At 69.9% G+C, this 15993-nt stretch carries 14 protein-coding genes; 8 read left to right on the top strand and 6 right to left on the bottom strand.

The annotated features are described in order from the left end of the window. Positions 1–10: 10 nt before the first annotated feature. From ACWIGI_RS26750 to ACWIGI_RS26735, 4 genes are all read right to left on the bottom strand, one after another. Entirely contained in the window at positions 11–862 is an 852-nt protein-coding gene (locus tag ACWIGI_RS26750; RefSeq protein ID WP_454205228.1) for an ABC transporter permease, read from the bottom strand. Next, the gene (locus tag ACWIGI_RS26745; protein ID WP_454205227.1) at positions 859–1578 is read right to left on the bottom strand and encodes an ABC transporter ATP-binding protein; all 720 of its coding nucleotides are present in this window, start codon (positions 1576–1578) and stop codon (positions 859–861) included. The genes ACWIGI_RS26750 and ACWIGI_RS26745 overlap by 4 nt, the downstream gene beginning before the upstream one ends. 10 nt (positions 1579–1588) lie before the next feature. Further along, entirely contained in the window at positions 1589–2050 is a 462-nt protein-coding gene (locus ACWIGI_RS26740) for a hypothetical protein (RefSeq protein WP_454205226.1), read from the bottom strand. Between the two features lie 189 nt (positions 2051–2239). Beyond that, the gene (locus ACWIGI_RS26735; protein ID WP_454205225.1) at positions 2240–2902 is read right to left on the bottom strand and encodes a helix-turn-helix transcriptional regulator; all 663 of its coding nucleotides are present in this window, start codon (positions 2900–2902) and stop codon (positions 2240–2242) included. 92 nt (positions 2903–2994) lie between these two features. On the opposite strand from ACWIGI_RS26735, the gene ACWIGI_RS26730 reads away from it, so the two are divergent. The 3 genes from ACWIGI_RS26730 (at position 2995) to ACWIGI_RS26720 (ending at position 5961) form a co-directional block, all read left to right on the top strand. Beyond that, a complete protein-coding gene (locus ACWIGI_RS26730; protein ID WP_454205224.1) occupies positions 2995–3789 on the top strand; it encodes a class I SAM-dependent methyltransferase in 795 nt (264 codons plus the stop codon). Beyond that, positions 3786–4145: a cupin domain-containing protein gene (locus ACWIGI_RS26725; protein WP_454205223.1), complete on the top strand. Its 360-nt coding sequence runs from the start codon at positions 3786–3788 to the stop codon at positions 4143–4145. The genes ACWIGI_RS26730 and ACWIGI_RS26725 overlap by 4 nt, the downstream gene beginning before the upstream one ends. A 253-nt stretch (positions 4146–4398) precedes the next feature. Then, positions 4399–5961 carry an adenylate/guanylate cyclase domain-containing protein gene (locus ACWIGI_RS26720; RefSeq protein WP_454205222.1) on the top strand — a complete coding sequence of 521 codons (1563 nt, stop codon included), beginning with the start codon at positions 4399–4401 and terminating at the stop codon, positions 5959–5961. Positions 5962–5975: 14 nt separating this feature from the next. On the opposite strand, the gene ACWIGI_RS26715 is transcribed toward ACWIGI_RS26720, so the two are convergent. Both ACWIGI_RS26715 and ACWIGI_RS26710 read right to left on the bottom strand, forming a co-directional pair. Further along, a complete protein-coding gene (locus tag ACWIGI_RS26715; protein WP_454205221.1) occupies positions 5976–6875 on the bottom strand; it encodes a bile acid:sodium symporter family protein in 900 nt (299 codons plus the stop codon). A gap of 115 nt (positions 6876–6990) precedes the next feature. Next, a complete protein-coding gene (locus ACWIGI_RS26710; protein ID WP_454205220.1) occupies positions 6991–9246 on the bottom strand; it encodes a terpene synthase family protein in 2256 nt (751 codons plus the stop codon). Between the two features lie 304 nt (positions 9247–9550). Between ACWIGI_RS26710 and ACWIGI_RS26705 the strand changes: the two genes are divergently transcribed. The 5 genes from ACWIGI_RS26705 (at position 9551) to ACWIGI_RS26685 (ending at position 15927) form a co-directional block, all read left to right on the top strand. After that, positions 9551–10915 carry a glutamine synthetase family protein gene (locus tag ACWIGI_RS26705; protein WP_454205219.1) on the top strand — a complete coding sequence of 455 codons (1365 nt, stop codon included), beginning with the start codon at positions 9551–9553 and terminating at the stop codon, positions 10913–10915. Then, a complete protein-coding gene (locus ACWIGI_RS26700; RefSeq protein ID WP_454205218.1) occupies positions 10896–11696 on the top strand; it encodes a gamma-glutamyl-gamma-aminobutyrate hydrolase family protein in 801 nt (266 codons plus the stop codon). The genes ACWIGI_RS26705 and ACWIGI_RS26700 overlap by 20 nt, the downstream gene beginning before the upstream one ends. Next, entirely contained in the window at positions 11693–13054 is a 1362-nt protein-coding gene (locus ACWIGI_RS26695; protein ID WP_454205217.1) for an aldehyde dehydrogenase family protein, read from the top strand. The genes ACWIGI_RS26700 and ACWIGI_RS26695 overlap by 4 nt, the downstream gene beginning before the upstream one ends. A gap of 26 nt (positions 13055–13080) precedes the next feature. Beyond that, positions 13081–13848 (top strand): 3-oxoacyl-ACP reductase, encoded by a 768-nt coding sequence (locus ACWIGI_RS26690; protein WP_454205216.1) that lies wholly within the window; start codon positions 13081–13083, stop codon positions 13846–13848. A 69-nt stretch (positions 13849–13917) separates the two neighbouring features. After that, the gene (locus tag ACWIGI_RS26685) at positions 13918–15927 is read left to right on the top strand and encodes a molybdopterin-containing oxidoreductase family protein (RefSeq protein WP_454205215.1); all 2010 of its coding nucleotides are present in this window, start codon (positions 13918–13920) and stop codon (positions 15925–15927) included. Positions 15928–15993: the final 66 nt, after the last annotated feature.

Genomic DNA, 15993 nt, shown 5'->3' with positions numbered 1-15993 from the left:
CGCCGGACGACTACGCGGCGCTCGACGACGCGGTCGCTTCGCGGTGCCGCCGAGCACCTTTCAGGCGCGGCAGCATCGGCGGGCTCACCGCCAGACCGAACACCGCGACCGTGACCACCAGGAAGTAGATCAGCGACCCGTTCGGACCGAAGCGCGGCAGGAACGCCAGCTCCTGACCGGTCGCGGCGACCGCGTTCAGGAAGGGCGCGTACGCCTGCAGCGTGTACCCGTGCGGGAGCAGGCTGATCGAGTTCTCCACCACATAGACCCAGAACAGCAGCACCGCGACGGCCGCGGAGGGCGTCCGGATCACCGCGCCGAGCGCGACGCCCATGCCGCACGCCGCGAACGCGTAAACCGGTACGGTCCACAGGAATCGGAGCCCGGCCGCGCCGGTGAGGTCCACCTCCCCGTACACCAGCGGGTACAGCCGCGGCAGCGCCACCAGCACGATGACCAGCAGCACCACCGCCGCGACAGCCGCGATGACACCGTAGAAGACCCAGCGCGCCGCGGCGGCGATCCACGCGCGCGGGAACAGGAACGCCTCCAGATCTCGCACATCACCGCGCCGCTGGACCCCGTGCGCGTACGCCGCGGTCACCATCATGATCGCGGTCACGAAGGTGATCACCCAGTACACCGCGTTGGTGGTGCTCACCGAGGTGACCGCGACCTGCCCGGGAATCCGCGCGAATCGTTCGGCGACGGTAGCGATGCCGAACGTCACCACCAGCGGAAGCCCCACCGTGAGCGGCACCGCGACGGTCCAGAGGAAGCCGCGCCCCGAGGTGCGCGTCCACTCCGCGGCGACCGCACGCCACCAGCGCGCACCGAGCGAGGGGGCAGCGCCGGCCCTCACGACGCCACCCGCGCCGTCACATCGAGCCCGGTCAGCCGCAGATACACGTCCTCGAGCCGCTCCCCCGGCCCGACCAGCCGCGCGAGCGGCGCGGCGGCCAGCACCCGCCCCGGACCGAGCACCACGACCGCGTCGGCGTTGCGCTCCACCTCATCGAGCAGATGCCCGGTCACGAGCACGCACACCCCTTCCGAAGCCAAGCGCCGCAACAACTCCCGCAGCCACAGAATCCCCGCGATATCGAGCCCGTTGACCGGTTCGTCGAGCACCAGCGTGCGCGGTTCACCGAGCAGCGCGCCCGCGATACCCACCCGCTGCAGCATGCCCAGCGAGTACTGCCCGAGCCGGCGATCCGCCACCACCTCGAGATCGACCAGGCGCAGCACCGCGTCGACCCGGCCGACGGGAATGCCCCGCGCCCGGGCGATCCACCGCAGGTGCCGCCGCGCGGTATGCCGCGGGTCGAACGCCCGATAGTCCAGGTGCACACCGAGACTCGGCGGCGCACCGCGCCCGGCGGACACCGATCCACCGTCGACTCGCACCGTCCCGGTGGTGGGTGTGACGATCCCGCAGACGCACCGCAGCAGCGAGGTCTTGCCTGTCCCGTTGAGCCCGAGCAGATACGTCACCGACCCGTCCTCGATGGTCAGCTCCGGGACGTCGAGCACCGTCGCCTCCGCGTAACGCAGTGTGAGCCCGTCGATCTCGATCATCGCGGCGGAATCAGAACGTGCACGGAATGGGCAGGCCGACGGTCTTGACCCCCTCGCACAGCGAACTGTTGGCCAGCTTCCACACGCCGTCGATCCGCTTCCAGGTCACCTTCATGACGATGCCCGGGCGGCCCGCGGAATGGGAGTTCAGCATGGCGGTGTGCTCGTCACCGTTGTGCGTCTCGGGTCCGGTGACCTCGTTCCAGCCCTTGGGCGCGCGGAACAGTCCGAGGTTGTACACCGTGCGCGGCACCACGACCGCGTTCATGCCGCCCTCGAGGTTGGCGGCCTTGGCCTCGTCGGAGGCGGCGGTCTCCACCAGGAACCGGACCTGCTCGCCGAGATCGGCCAGGGTCGGCACCTCCCGCGTGATGCGAAAGTCCTCCGGCGCGGCGGTGGCGGTCGGCGCGAACACCGCGGTCGCGGCTGCGAGAACGGCGAGCACTCCGGCCGGGCTTCGGCGGTTTTTCATCTATTTAGCCTTTCGCGTGATTGACACAACAGCGCGGCGACGTGGTAAACATACTGTTGAAGGCGCTAAGTTAGCCTAGCCTAACGACATAGGTCAAGGATCATTTAAATAGCCCGAGCCGCGAGCGAGCGAGGGCGCGGACGATACCGGCGATCAGGAAAGCGGGGTGTACGAATGCAGGCGGAGAGCTCAGCCCGCGGTCGGCGCGCCCTGCGGTGCGCGGACGGTGAGCCGCAGCGTGACACCGCAGTCCCCGCTCGCGTCCGGCCGCACATCGACCTCGTACTGGGAAGCCAGCGCCGCCGAATGCCGTTCGAGAATCCGCTCGATCATCCCCTGCTGCACACCGACCACGATCTCCGGCGCACCGACGGCGATCCGCCGCAGCGGGCAATTGCACAGCTGGATCTCGTGCGTGCCGAAACTCGATACGGCACTGGAGATCTGGAATCCCAGCCGAGTCAGCGTCGTGGACAGCACGGTCACCGGATCCGGCAGCCCGGAATCGTCGGCGCCGATGCCGGTGAGGGTGTCCGCCCAGACCCGGCCCGCCACAGCGGCTTTCGCACGCCGTTCCGCCGGGGTGTCCCCCAGTTGGGCGAGCAGAGCGGCCAGCACCGGCGCGACCGGATCACCCCCGACGGCCACGTACCCCTTGCGCGGGCGGCCCACGGTCTCCGACGGCAGCCAGGTGCCCTCGACCAGACCCGCCTCGATGAGGGCGTTCAGATGAAAACGCGCCGTGGTGATGTGAATGCCCAGCGCCTGCGCGATGACCGGTGCGTCCAGCGGCTGCAGCGAATCGCGCACGAGGGCGAGGACCCGATCCCGTTGCCGGGGCATGGTGGCCATTTCGCTCCTCTCACGCCGCGACCGATGACGACTGACCCGATCGATTGTAGGACCGCCGCGACCAGCGGCCGAACCGACAGGACACCCGTGCCATGACCACACCCCTGCCCTTCGACGAACGCGACTCCGCGCACATCCCCGGCCACTGGCTGCTGGCCCGGCTCGGCAAGCGCATTCTGCGCCCCGGCGGCAAGGCCATGACCGAGCGAATGCTCGACGCCGCCGCGCTGCGCGGGGCCGAGGTCGTGGAACTGGCGCCCGGACTGGGCAAGACCGCCGCGCTCATTCTCGAGCACGGTCCCGCAAGCTATCGCGGGGTGGAAGCCGATCCGAACGCGGCCGCGCTCACCACCGCGGCCATCGGTGGCCGCGGCGAGATCACCGCCGGGGACGCCGCAGCGACCGGTCTGCCCGCCGAGTCCGCCGACGCGGTCGTCGGCGAGGCGATGCTGACCATGCAGACCGACCCGCACAAGGCCGAGATCGTCGCCGAGGCGTTCCGGGTGCTGCGGCCCGGCGGCCGCTACGCCATCCACGAGCTGGCCCTGCGCCCCGACGATCTGCCCGACGAGATCAAGACCGACATCCGCAAGGCGATGTCCCGCTCCATCAAGGTCAACGCCCGCCCGCTGACAGCCTCGGAATGGACGTCCACCCTCACCGCGGCCGGATTCGTCATCGACACCATCGATTTCGCGCCGATGGCCCTGCTGCGCCCGCGCCGCGTGATCGCCGACGAGGGCCTGCTCGGCACCGCCCGCATCATCCGCAACGTCCTGCGCGACCGCCCCGCCCGCGAACGGGTGCTGGCGATGCGCGCCACCTTCGAGGCCCATCGCGACAGCCTCATCGCCATCTCCATCATCGCCAGGAAGCCGAACGCGTGACGACCAGCACCGCCCCGACAGCCCACGACACGACCGCCTGGGTGCCGCGCGACGGCGCGACCCCCAACCCCCAGCGCCTGCTGCAGGGCACCGGACTCACGCTGGTACGCATCAGCTTTCGAGCCGGCCAGGTCCTGGCCGAGCACCGCGCCGCCGGCCCGATCTTCATCACCTGCGTGTCCGGCGAGATCGACCTGGATGTCACCGCCGCGTCCGGCACGACGTCCCACGTCCTGGCACCCGGCAGCGTGATCCACATCGAGGGCGGCGATCCCCACGAATTGCGGGCGCGCACCGACGCGGTCGTCCAGGTGGTCCTGCACCGCAACGTCCGAACAGATCCCCCCGCGAGCTGACCCGGGCCCACACCATCGCCCTGACCGGCCCGCACCGCTGACGAAACAGGCGGCGGGGCGAGCGAGCGGGTGACACGGCGTAGTCACCCGGCCCGCGTGCCCAGCCGAAGTCGTTGAACCTCACGGTCTCCACGCGGTCGCGAGCGGCCGGCGCGGACGGCTCCCAGAACGCGTTCGGCCGGGTTGGCGGGACGACGACCGTCGAACAGGGCTGGAGCGGTCGGCGGGACGGCATTTCCCCTAGGCTGGCCGCATGGTCGATGGCGGGGAGCGCAGGGCGCTGGGGTCGGCGCCGTGGGGGTCGCGATTGCTCGGGCCCGCGAACGAAGGGGCGCTGTCGCGGCGGGTGCGTGTACAGACGCTGCTCACCGTGCCGCTCATTCTGGGAAATCTGGTCGGGATCGCGGTGGCCATCGCGCTGATCGGGGCGGTGCTGCCCGGTCCGTCGGTGTTCACGCGGGATCTGATCCTGCTGAACTTCCTGGCCACGCCGCTGTACGCCGCGCTCGCGCTGGTGGTGGGCATGACGTGGGGCACGGTGTGGGGTGTGCGGACACTGCGGTGGGCCACCGACGACGACTACGTGCCCGACGAGAAGGAACGCCGGGCCGCCGCGCGGGTGCCGCGCCGGCTGGCGTTCCAGCAGGCCGCGCTGTGGCTCGGGGGCATGGCGGTGCTGACCCCGCTGTACGGGTTCATGGACCCGGTCTTCGTCCCGAAGTTCCTGCTCGGTATCGGGTTCAGCGCGATCGTGGTGTGCGCCAACAGCTATCTGGTCGCCGAGTTCGCGCTGCGCGCGGTGACCGCTCGGGTCTTGGACGCGACCCCGTCCCGGCAGGCCCGCGGCGTGGGCGTGTTCGGTCGTTCGGCCCTGGTCTGGGTGCTGGGCTCGGGTATCCCGGTCGCGCTGCTCATGGTGGTGGCGCTGCTCGCGCTGTGCGGCATGGACATCAGCACCGCGCGGCTCGCGGTCTGCGTGCTGTCGCTCGGCGGGGCGACCCTGGTGTTCGGCGGCCTGCTCATGGCCCAGACCCTCGCGGCCACCGTCGCCCCGATCCGCGGCGTGCGCAACGCGCTGCGCCGGGTCGAGAACGGCGATCTCGACGCCGCCGTCACCGTGTACGACGGCACCGAATTGGGAGAACTGCAAAGCGGTTTCAACCGCATGGTGCAGGGTCTGCGCGAACGGGAGCAGATCCGCGACCTGTTCGGCCGCCACGTCGGTCACGATGTCGCGGCCGCGGCCCTCGAACGCAATCAGGAGCTCGGCGGCGAGGAGTGCTACGCCGCCGCGATCTTCATCGACATCATCGGCTCCACCACCATGGCCGCCTCGCGCCCGGCCCCCGAGATCGTCACCATCCTCAACGAGTTCTTCGCCATCGTGGTCGACGAGGTCGAGCTGGCGGGCGGCCTGGTGAACAAGTTCGAGGGCGACGCGGCCCTGGCGGTCTTCGGCACCCCCGCGCCGCTGACCGACCCCGCCGCCGCGGCCCTGTCCGCGGCCCGCGCCATCCGTGCCCGATTGACCGGCGCCGCCCGCGAATTCGACGCCGCCATCGGTGTCGCCGCCGGGCGGGTGGTCGCCGGGAACGTGGGCGCGCACCGCCGCTACGAGTTCACCGTGATCGGCGACGCGGTCAACGAGGCCGCGCGCCTGTGCGAGCTCGCCAAGTCCTACGACGCGCGCGTGCTGGCCTCGGAGAACACCGTCGCCGCGGCCGACGCGGCCGAGCAGAAGCACTGGAATCTCGGCGAATCGGTCACCCTGCGGGGCCGGTTGCAACCGACGCGGCTGGCCAGCCCGCGCCCGTGAGGCCCCGGCCTCCTTCAGGAATCGGCGCGTTGCAGATCCGCCGCGTCGTGCCGCGGGTGCCGCGAGCGCGTCAGCAGCCAGCCGACGGCCGCGGCCATCGGCGTCATGAGAATGGCGTACACCGCCGCCGGCACGGCGATCTGGGTGCTGTCCAGCACGCTGATGGCGATGGTGATGGAGATGGCGCTGTTGTGGATGCCGATCTCCATCGAACAGGCGATGGCCTGGCGCCGCCCGATTCCGAGCCGGCGCGGCACGAAATAACCGGTGGTCAGGCTGAGCAGGCAGAACAGCGCGGTGATGGCGCCGACCTGGCGCAGATAGCCCGCCGCGTCGGACCGCTCGGCGCTCACGCCCACCACCACGACCAGCGCCAGCAGCACCACCGAGGCGATCCGCACGGGCTTGTCCATGCGCTCGGCGAACCCCGGGGCCGCCCGCCGCAGAATCATGCCGAACACCACCGGTACCAGCACGACCGCGAAGACCTGCACCACCTTGCCCAGCTGCAGCCCGATCGCACCGGTGTCGTCGACCGGCTCGAAATAGTCGATGGCGAAGTTCACCAGCACCGGGATGGTGACCACCGAGATCACCGAATTGACCGCCGTCAGTGAGACATTGAGCGCCACGTCACCGCGGAACAGATGGCTGAACAGATTCGCCGACGCCCCGCCTGGCGAGGCCGCCAGCAGCATCATGCCCACCGCGAGCAACGGCGGCAGATCGAACGCCAGAATCAACCCGAACGCGAGCGCCGGCAGCACCAGCACCTGGCAGATCAGCGCGATCGCGACCACCTTCGGATGCCGCGCGACACGCGCGAAATCGTCGATGGTCAGCGACAATCCCAGCCCGAACATGATCACGGCCAGCGCGATCGGCAAGGCCACCGATACCGCTCCGGTATTCACCTGATTCCCCCACCTTCCGCCGTCGAGCCTCCAGGGTAGCGACCGCACCGCGGGTCCCCGGAGCAATACGGCGTTCCGGGCGGCCCGGTTCGAGCCGCCCGGGGTCGTCGCCGGTTCAGCTGTGCACGGCGCGCGCCGCACCGAACCGGTACGCGGTGGTGCCGAGTCCGGACGGCCGGGTGAATCCCGGGGTCACCGGGGCGGCGGGCATCGGTGGTGCGGGACGGTACCGCGCGATCAACTGCTCCTCGCCGTAGCGCCGGCATTCCAGGTGCCAGTGCAGGATTCCCGCCAGCCAGTCCTGCAGTTCCCGGGCGCGCCGATCGAGCACCCGGCGCACGTCGGGTTCGAGCTCGTATTCCTCGTAGAGCGTGGGCAACTCCACGCTCACCACCCGCTCGAACTGCTCCATGCGCGCGGTCATCAGGTCGTTGACCACGGCGACGGCCCGATCCCGGTCGCAGCCCAGGAAATTGCGGATGACCCGGACGCCGTTGTGGAAGTCGCCCTCGAACTCGGTTTCCTTCTGATACGAGAACAGATCGTTGAGCAGCACGGCGTAGTCGGCCGCGGTGTTCTCCAGATTCGACAGCGTCTGGGTCCGGTAGATCTGCGGCGGAACGAGATTGCCGTGCGAGAGCCGGGACAGTGATTTGGTCAGGTCCGAACCGAAGGTGTCCCTGCGCATCTCGACGTAGTCGATGGGGTCGGGGATGCGGTGCAGCGTGTGATTGAGCACCTCCCACTCGCAGGCGGTCAGGAAACTCTGGATGGCCGTGCGGAATTCCCGCTTCTGCGCGCCGTCCATGGGCGCGGTGGTGCGTGACCACAGATCGGCCAGCCCGGCCTCGAGCGGATTGGCGGGTAGCTCGGCGGCCACCCCCTCGACCGGCATGAACTCGGCCAGCCGCACCCCCTGCGCCTTGGCCGCGACCACGTTCTTGGCGGGGAAGAAGACGGCCGGGTAGTAGTCGTCGAGATAGGTGCCCCAGGTGAGCCACTGACTCGACAGGTCGAGTTCGTCGCCGGTCGCGTCCGGGTCCAATCCGGCCGCGCAGAGCGGGAAGTCGAAATCGCGCAGATCGCGCTCGGACCAGATGTTCACCTCGATCCCGGGCGCGGGTTCGAGCATGCCCATCGCGCGCGCCCACTCCACGGTGCGCTCGCGCGCGCGGTCCACCAGCGGGTTGAGCCGCAAAGTGAAGGGCATGTAGATCTCCGGCAGCGGCGTCGGGCCGACCGGCTCCGGGGCGTGGGCGAAGCTGCGCACGCGGGGGCCGAGCCCCAGGGCGCCCGGGGTGAGGCGGAGCGCCGACATCCCGAGCCCGTTCGGCGCGAGCCCGGTGGCCAGGGCGGCGGTCGCGCTCTTGCGGTTGCCCGATTTGTTCATGTACCGGCTCGAGCGCAGATGCCATTCGTGCCCGCCGGCCTGCCAGTCCTGCAGCCCCTTGGCGTACGCGGCGACCGCCAGCTGCGCCCGGGGCGTGGCCCCGTATTCGGCGAACAGCAGCGGCAATTCGGTGAGCGCGGTGTATTCGAACTGCTGTACCCGCGAGGTCAGCAGGTCGTTGACGATCTCCGCGGCGGCCTGGGTCTCGCAGCCCAGGAAGCGTTCCACGACCAGGATGCCGTTGGCGTTCTCGCCCTCGGACCGCACCTCGCGCTCGTAGGAGAAGATGTCGTTGCGCAGGTGCACGCCGTCGGCGAAGGTGTCGCACAGCACGCGCAGCGGCCGGGTCGCGGCCAACTCGGCCGGAACCTCCGCCGCCACCGCGTGTTCCACCAGGTTCGCCGACCAGGGCGCCCCGCCGACCTTGCGCCGCATCTCGATGTACTCGATGGGGTTGGCGATGCGGCCCTCGGTGATGTTGGCCAGCTCCCACCGGGATTCCTCGAGCAGCGCCTGCGTGGTGGTGGCGAAGCGCCGCCGCCAGTCCAGGGACATGCTCGGCACGGTGCGCGGCCACAGATCGGCCAGGCCGCGCTCCACCGGGTTGGTGGGTTCGGGCATCTCGACGCTGTCCAGCGGCATGAAGGCGCGCAGGCGTTCGAGGTAGTCCCGGGCCCCGCGGGTGTCGCCGGTCTTCTTGAACAGCTCGAGGAAGTGATCGTCGAAGTAGAAGACCCACACGTACCAGTCGGTGATCAGGTCCAGTTCCGGGCCGTCACAGTCGGGGTGGGTGTAGGCGCACAGCAAACCGTAGTCGTGCCGTTCCAGGTCGGTCTCGTCCCAGATGTGATGGCCCCCCTGCGGTTCGAAGAAGCCCATCCGCGCGGCCCACCCCCGGGTGTGCGCGCGGGCCTGTTCGAGATGGGGATTGATCCTGGCCGGATACGGCATGTAGAAGTCGGGAAGTTCGAACGGCTGCACAGCAACCCCCTGGCCCTGTATCACAACGCTGACGGTGCATTCTCGAGCAAAGCAAAACCGCTGGACCACCGACCAGCGGAACCTTCTGTGCGGCATGGTGTTTCTGCCCTCCACTACGGTACGACCGCCGCAGCGAACTTTCAGGAAAATGATCGACCTTGCTCCCGGCGCACTCCGGTGTGGCATCGCGCCGGCGCGCGCGGCACCGGCCAGACTGGGTGCCGCCGAGCGCATCGCGCGTTCGGGCAGCCGACTGCCCGGACTTCGCTTAGCGTGATCGGCATTGCCGCCGAGAGGGGTCGTGATGCGAACCGGGATGCTGAGTGTTGCCGAACTGAAGCAGCGAATCGAGGCGGGGACGCTGGACACCGTGTTGGTCGCCATGACCGACATGCAGGGTCGCCTCCAGGGAAAGCGTTGCTCGGCAAGGTATTTCGTCGACGAGGTGCTCGACCACGCCACCGAGGCGTGCAACTACCTGCTGGCGGTGGACGTCGAGATGGCCACCGTGGACGGGTACGCCATGTCCTCCTGGGACACCGGCTACGGCGATTTCGTGCTGCGCCCCGACCTCGCCACCCTGCGGCTGGTGCCGTGGCTGCCCGGCACCGCGCTGGTGCTGTGCGACGTGGAACAGGTCGAGCCCGCCCGCACCCCGGTCACCGCGTCCCCGCGCCAGGTGCTGCGCGCCCAGCTGGACCGCCTGGCCGCCCACGGCCTGCGCGCCTACGTCGGCACCGAACTCGAGTTCCTGGTCTTCGACGACAGTTACGAGGCGGCCTTTCGCGGCGGCTACCGCGATCTCACCCCGGCCAACCAGTACAACGTGGACTACTCGATGCTGGGCACCACCCGCATCGAGCCGCTGCTGCGCCGCATCCGCACCGAGATGGACGGCGCGGGCATGTACACCGAATCGGCCAAGGGCGAATGCAATCCCGGCCAGCACGAGATCGCGTTCCGCTACGACGAGGCGCTGATCACCTGCGACAACCACACCATCTACAAGACCGGCGCGAAGGAGATCGCCGCCCAGGAGGGGCGCAGCCTCACCTTCATGGCCAAATACAATGAACGCGAAGGCAATTCGTGCCACATCCACCTGAGCCTGCGCACCGAGTCGGGTGATCCGGTCTTCCCGGGCGACGGCGCGATCGGCGAGTCGGCGATCCTGCGGCACTTCCTGGCCGGTCAGCTCGAATGCCTGCGCGAGTTCACCTACCTGCTGGCGCCGAACATCAACTCCTACAAGCGCTTCCAGGCCGGCAGTTTCGCACCGACGGCCATCGCCTGGGGCCGGGACAATCGCACCTGCGCGCTGCGCGTGGTGGGTCACGGCCCGTCGCTGCGCTTCGAGAACCGGGTGCCCGGCGGGGACGTGAACCCCTACCTCGCGGTCGCCGCGACCATCGCCGCGGGCCTGCACGGCATCGAGAACGCCCTGCCCCTGGAACCGGAGTTCCGGGGCAACGCCTACCGCTCGGACCGCCCCCGCGTGCCGAGCACCCTGCGCGAGGCCGCCCTGCTGTTCGGCGAGAGCAAGGCCGCGCAGACCGCCTTCGGCGCGGACGTCGTCGGCCACTACCGCAACGCCGCGCAGGTGGAACTCGACGCCTTCGACGCGGCCGTGACCGACTGGGAGCGTGTGCGTGGCTTCGAACGGCTCTGACCCCGGCAGCGCACCGGTGACCGCGGAAACCGCAGCGGCGGTGCGCGATCCGCGAGCGCCTGCCTTCCGGCCCGTGATCGGCCTGACCATGTACTCCGAGCGCGCTCGCTACGGGGTCTGGGATCAGGAATGCGCGCTGCTGCCGCGGGATTACGTCGATCTGGTCGAACACGCCGGCGGCACCGCCGTGCTGCTGCCGCCCGTGGGGACCGCGCGGCGCGAACTGGTGCGCCGCCTCGACGGCATCGTCCTGACCGGCGGGGCCGATCTCGAGCCGTCCCGCTACGGCGCGGCCCCCGATCCCGCGACCCGCGGCACCCGGCCCGAACGCGACGAATCGGAGTTCTCGCTGTTCGAACTGGCCCGGGCCGAGGGCATTCCGGTGCTGGCCGTGTGCCGCGGGCTGCAACTGGTGAACGCGGCGCTGGGCGGCACCCTGGTCCAGCATCTGCCGGATGTGCTGGGGCACACCGATCACGCCCGCACCCCCGGGGTCTTCGGCGCCACCCGCGTCACGACCGTCGCGGGCAGTCTGGTGGCCGCGATCATCGGTCCCGAGGTCAAGGCGAACTGCCACCACCATCAGGCCATCGAACGACTCGCCGAACCGCTGCGCGCCACCGCACACGCCGCCGACGGCACCATCGAAGCGATCGAATCGCGTGGCGAATCCTTCCTGATCGGTGTGCAATGGCACCCGGAGGCGGATCTGACCGATCATCGGCTCATGCGGGCATTGGTAGCGGCGGCAACGACATACGGACAGGAGCGCGATCGGTGACGACATCCCAGGTGATCAACCCCGCGACCGAGGAGGTCATCGCGACCGTCGAGGCGGCCGACATCGCCGCGACCGACGCCGCGATCGAGCGCGCGCACCGCGCCGCGCCGGGCTGGCGGGACGTCGCGCCCGGCGATCGCGCGCGGCTGCTGCGCCGCTTCGCCGACGCTGTCGACGCCGATCTCGAGAACCTGGCCGGGCTCGAGGTCCGCAACTCCGGGCACACCCTCGGCAACGCGCGCTGGGAGGCGGGAAACGCCCGCGACGTGCTGCACTACAGCGCCGGGCTCCCGGAACGCCTGCTGGGCAGCCAGATTCCGGTCGCGGGCGGGATCGACGTCACCTTCTGCGAACCACTGGGCGTGGTCGGCATCATCGTGCCCTGGAACTTCCCCATGCCCATCGCCGCCTGGGGTTTCGGTCCCGCGTTGGCCGCCGGCAACACCGTCGTCCTCAAACCCGCCGAGCTGACCCCGCTCACGGCGCTGCGTTTGGCGGAGCTGGCTGTTCAGGCGGGGTTGCCGGAGAACGTCTTCCAGGTGATCGCGGGCAAGGGTTCGGTGGTCGGGCAGCGGTTCGTCACCCACCCCGCCGTCCGCAAGGTGGTCTTCACCGGTTCCACCGAGGTCGGCAAGCAGATCATGACCGGCTGCGCCGAGCAGGTGAAGCGGGTGACCCTCGAGCTCGGGGGCAAGAGCGCCAACATCGTGTTCGCCGACGCGGATCTGGAGAAGGCCGCGGCCACCGCGCCCTACGCGGTGTTCGACAACGCCGGGCAGGACTGCTGCGCGCGGTCGCGAATCCTGGTGCAGCGCGGTGTGTTCGATCGCTTCCTCGAACTGCTCGAACCCGCGGTGCGCGGGGTGCGGGTCGGCGATCCGGCGCTCGAGTCCACCGAGATGGGACCGCTCATCTCCGCCGCGCACCGCGAGCGGGTGGCGAGCTTCCTCGAACCCTCGACCAAGGTGGCCTTCACCGGCGACCGCCCGGACGGGCCCGGGTTCTGGTTCGCACCCACCGTCGTACTCCCGCAGGGCCCGGCCGATCGGGTCCTGACCGAGGAGGTGTTCGGACCTGTCGTCGCGGTGCTGCCCTTCGAGGACGAGGCCGACGCCATCCGCATCGCCAACGACACCGAATACGGCCTGTCCGGCTCGATCTGGACCTCCGACGTGGGCCGGGCGCTGCGGGTGAGCCGGGCCGTGGAGGCGGGGAACCTGTCGGTGAACTCGCATTCCTCGGTGCGTTACTGGACGCCGTTCGGCGGTTTCAAACAGTCCGGCCTCGGCCGCGAACTGGGCCCGGACGCCGCGCGCGCGTTCACCGAGACCAAGAACGTCTTCATCGCCACCGACTGACCAACCCACCGAGCACCAGAGGAGATATGTTGCAGCGCTTACAGGATCGAGTAGCGGTCGTCACCGGCGGCGGCAGTGGGATCGGTCTGGCCACGGTCCGGCGTTTCGCCGCCGAGGGCGCCCGGGTCGTCGTCGCCGATATCGACGCCACCTCGGGACAGGCCGCCGCCGCGGAGGTCGACGGGCTGTACGTGAAGGTCGACGTCACCGACGAGACCCAGGTGCGGGCCCTGTTCCAGCAGGCCGCGGACACCTACGGCGGGGTCGACATCGCCTTCAACAACGCGGGCATCTCCCCGCCGGACGACGACTCCATTCTCACCACCGGGCTCGAGGCGTGGCGCCGGGTGCAGGAGGTCAACCTGACCTCGGTGTACCTGTGCAGCAAGTACGCCATCGAGCACATGCTCGTGCGCGGTAAGGGCTCGATCATCAACACCGCGTCGTTCGTGGCGGTCATGGGCGCGGCGACCTCGCAGATCTCCTACACCGCGTCCAAGGGCGGCGTGCTGGCCATGAGCCGCGAACTCGGCGTGCAGTTCGCGCGCCAGGGCATTCGCGTCAACGCGCTGTGCCCCGGCCCGGTGAACACCCCGCTGCTGCAGGAGCTGTTCGCGAAGGATCCCGAGCGCGCGGCACGGCGTCTGGTGCACATTCCGGTGGGCCGGTTCGCCGAACCCGAGGAGATCGCCGCCGCGGTCGCGTTCCTGGCCAGCGACGACTCGTCCTTCATGACGGCCTCGCAGTTCCTGGTGGACGGCGGGATCTCCGGGGCGTACGTGACGCCGCTGTAGGCGTGGCGGCCCGGTGATAGGACCCCGCACGCCGCGCCCCGGAACGGCCGGGGTCCTACGATCGTGATCATGAAGGTCCTCGGCGCCTGCCCGCTCGACTGCCCGGACGCCTGCTCCTGGGTGGTCACCGTGCGCGACGGAGCCGCGGTGGAACTGCGCGGCAACAAGGAACATCCGGTCACCCGGGGCGCGCTGTGCGTGAAGGTGAATCGCTACCTCGAACAGGTGCATTCACCCGAACGCCTGCGCTATCCACTGCGCCGGGTCGGCGCCAAGGGCGAGGGTCGATTCGAACGGATCAGCTGGGACGAGGCGCTCGGCGAGATCGCCGAGCGCCTCACCGGCATCATCGCCGAACACGGCGGCGAGGCCATCTGGCCGTTCCACGGCACCGGCAGTCTGGGATATCTGCAGGGCCTCGAGGGCTACGCCGGGCGGCGCCTGTTCAACGTGCTCGGCGCGAGCCTGCACAAGGCGACCATCTGCTCGATCGCCGGCACCACCGGGTTGAAATACACGCTCGGCGGGTCCGGCGGCATGGATCCCGAGGACCTGGCCCACTCCGGGCTGATCCTGCTGTGGGGCACGAACCCGCTCACCTCCGGGCATCACGTGTGGAAGTTCATCCAGGACAGCGGCGCGTACACCGTCGCGATCGATCCGATCCGCTCCAAGACCGCCGAACGCTGCGACGAGCACCTGGCCCCGCTGCCGGGCACCGACGCCGCGCTGGCGCTGGGGCTGCTGAACGTGATCGTCGGACTCGGCGCGCAGGATCAGGAGTACATCGACACCCACACCGTCGGCTGGCCCGAATTCCGGGACCGCATAGCCGAATTCACGCCCGAGCGGGTCGCCGGGATCACCGGTCTGCCGGTCGCTTCGATTGTGGCGCTGGGCGAGCGGATCGCCCGCACCCGCCCCACCGCCATTCGCGCCTCGCAGGGTATGCAGCGGCACGCGGGCGGCGGCATGGCCCTGCGGGTGCTGGCCTGCCTGCCCGGGGTCACCGGCGACTGGTCCATTCCCGGTGGCGGACTGCACTATTCGACCAGCGGGCACTTCCAGCTGGACGAGCCGGCGCTGCTGCGCATGGACCTGCTGCCGCATCCGGTGCGCACGCTGTCAATGACCCGGCTCGGCGAAGCGCTCACCGAGGTCGATGATCCACCGGTCAAGGCGCTGTTCGTCATCGCCGCCAACCCGGTCGGCTCGAACCCGGATCAGAACCGGGTGCGCGCGGGGCTGGCCCGCGAGGATCTGTTCACCGTCGTGCTCGAACACTTCCGCACCGACACCGCCGACTACGCCGACATCATCCTGCCCGCCACCATGCAGCCCGAGCACCTCGACGTCCTGGCCGGCTACGGGCACCTCTATCTGGTGTGGAACGATCCGGCCGTCGCGCCGCCGGGCGAATGCCTGTCCACCACGGAGACTTTCCGCCGGCTCGCGCACCGGATGGGGCTGACCGAACCCGCCCTGTACGACTCGGACGAGGCGCTGGCCGAACAGCTGCTGGCGGGCCACGACACCGCGCGCCTGCGCGCCGACGGCTTCCTCAAGATCACCCCGAAGCCGGTGCCCGCCGACAAGCTCCAGTTCCTGTCCGCCCGCGCCATGGCCGCCGGACACGATCCGCTGCCCGGCTACACCCCGCCCGCCGATCCCGGCGACGGCCTGGTGCTGATCTCGGCGGCCTCGCACTACTTCCTGAACTCCACGTTCGGCGCGAACCCGGAATTGCGCCGCCGCGCCGGGGAGTCGCGCGTCACCCTGCATCCCGACGACGCCGCCGCGCGCGGAATCACCGACGGGGCACCGATTCTCGTCGCCAACGACCGGGGCTCGTTCGAGGCCGTCGCCGAAGTCTCCGACCGGGTCCGGACCGGCGTCGCCGCCACGACCAAGGGCCGCTGGGCCAAACTCAGCGGCGGCTCGACCGTCAATGCCACCATCGCCGAACGGGATTCGGACTACGAGGGCGGCGCGGTCTTCCACGACAATCGCGTACGGATCACCCCGCTGCCCGCCGTCCATGTACTCACCACCGATAGCGCGGCATCCCCGGTGTCGTAAGCCGCACGCAACAGCAACACGCGAGTCTGCCGGGTGCACATCACACCGCTGATATCACCGCGTCGA

Source organism: Nocardia sp. NPDC055321 (genome assembly GCF_053645575.1).
Note: the sequence above shows the minus strand (reverse complement) of the source record. Positions and strands in the feature narration are given on the sequence as shown.

Coding starts and splice junctions, on each gene's coding strand:
- ACWIGI_RS26735 (WP_454205225.1), bottom strand. CDS start 2,902: ATGGCCACCATGCCCCGGCAACGGGATCGGGTCCTCGCCCTCGTGCGC.
- ACWIGI_RS26720 (WP_454205222.1), top strand. CDS start 4,399: ATGGTCGATGGCGGGGAGCGCAGGGCGCTGGGGTCGGCGCCGTGGGGG.
- ACWIGI_RS26690 (WP_454205216.1), top strand. CDS start 13,081: ATGTTGCAGCGCTTACAGGATCGAGTAGCGGTCGTCACCGGCGGCGGC.
- ACWIGI_RS26705 (WP_454205219.1), top strand. CDS start 9,551: ATGCGAACCGGGATGCTGAGTGTTGCCGAACTGAAGCAGCGAATCGAG.
- ACWIGI_RS26730 (WP_454205224.1), top strand. CDS start 2,995: ATGACCACACCCCTGCCCTTCGACGAACGCGACTCCGCGCACATCCCC.
- ACWIGI_RS26745 (WP_454205227.1), bottom strand. CDS start 1,578: ATGATCGAGATCGACGGGCTCACACTGCGTTACGCGGAGGCGACGGTG.
- ACWIGI_RS26740 (WP_454205226.1), bottom strand. CDS start 2,050: ATGAAAAACCGCCGAAGCCCGGCCGGAGTGCTCGCCGTTCTCGCAGCC.
- ACWIGI_RS26685 (WP_454205215.1), top strand. CDS start 13,918: ATGAAGGTCCTCGGCGCCTGCCCGCTCGACTGCCCGGACGCCTGCTCC.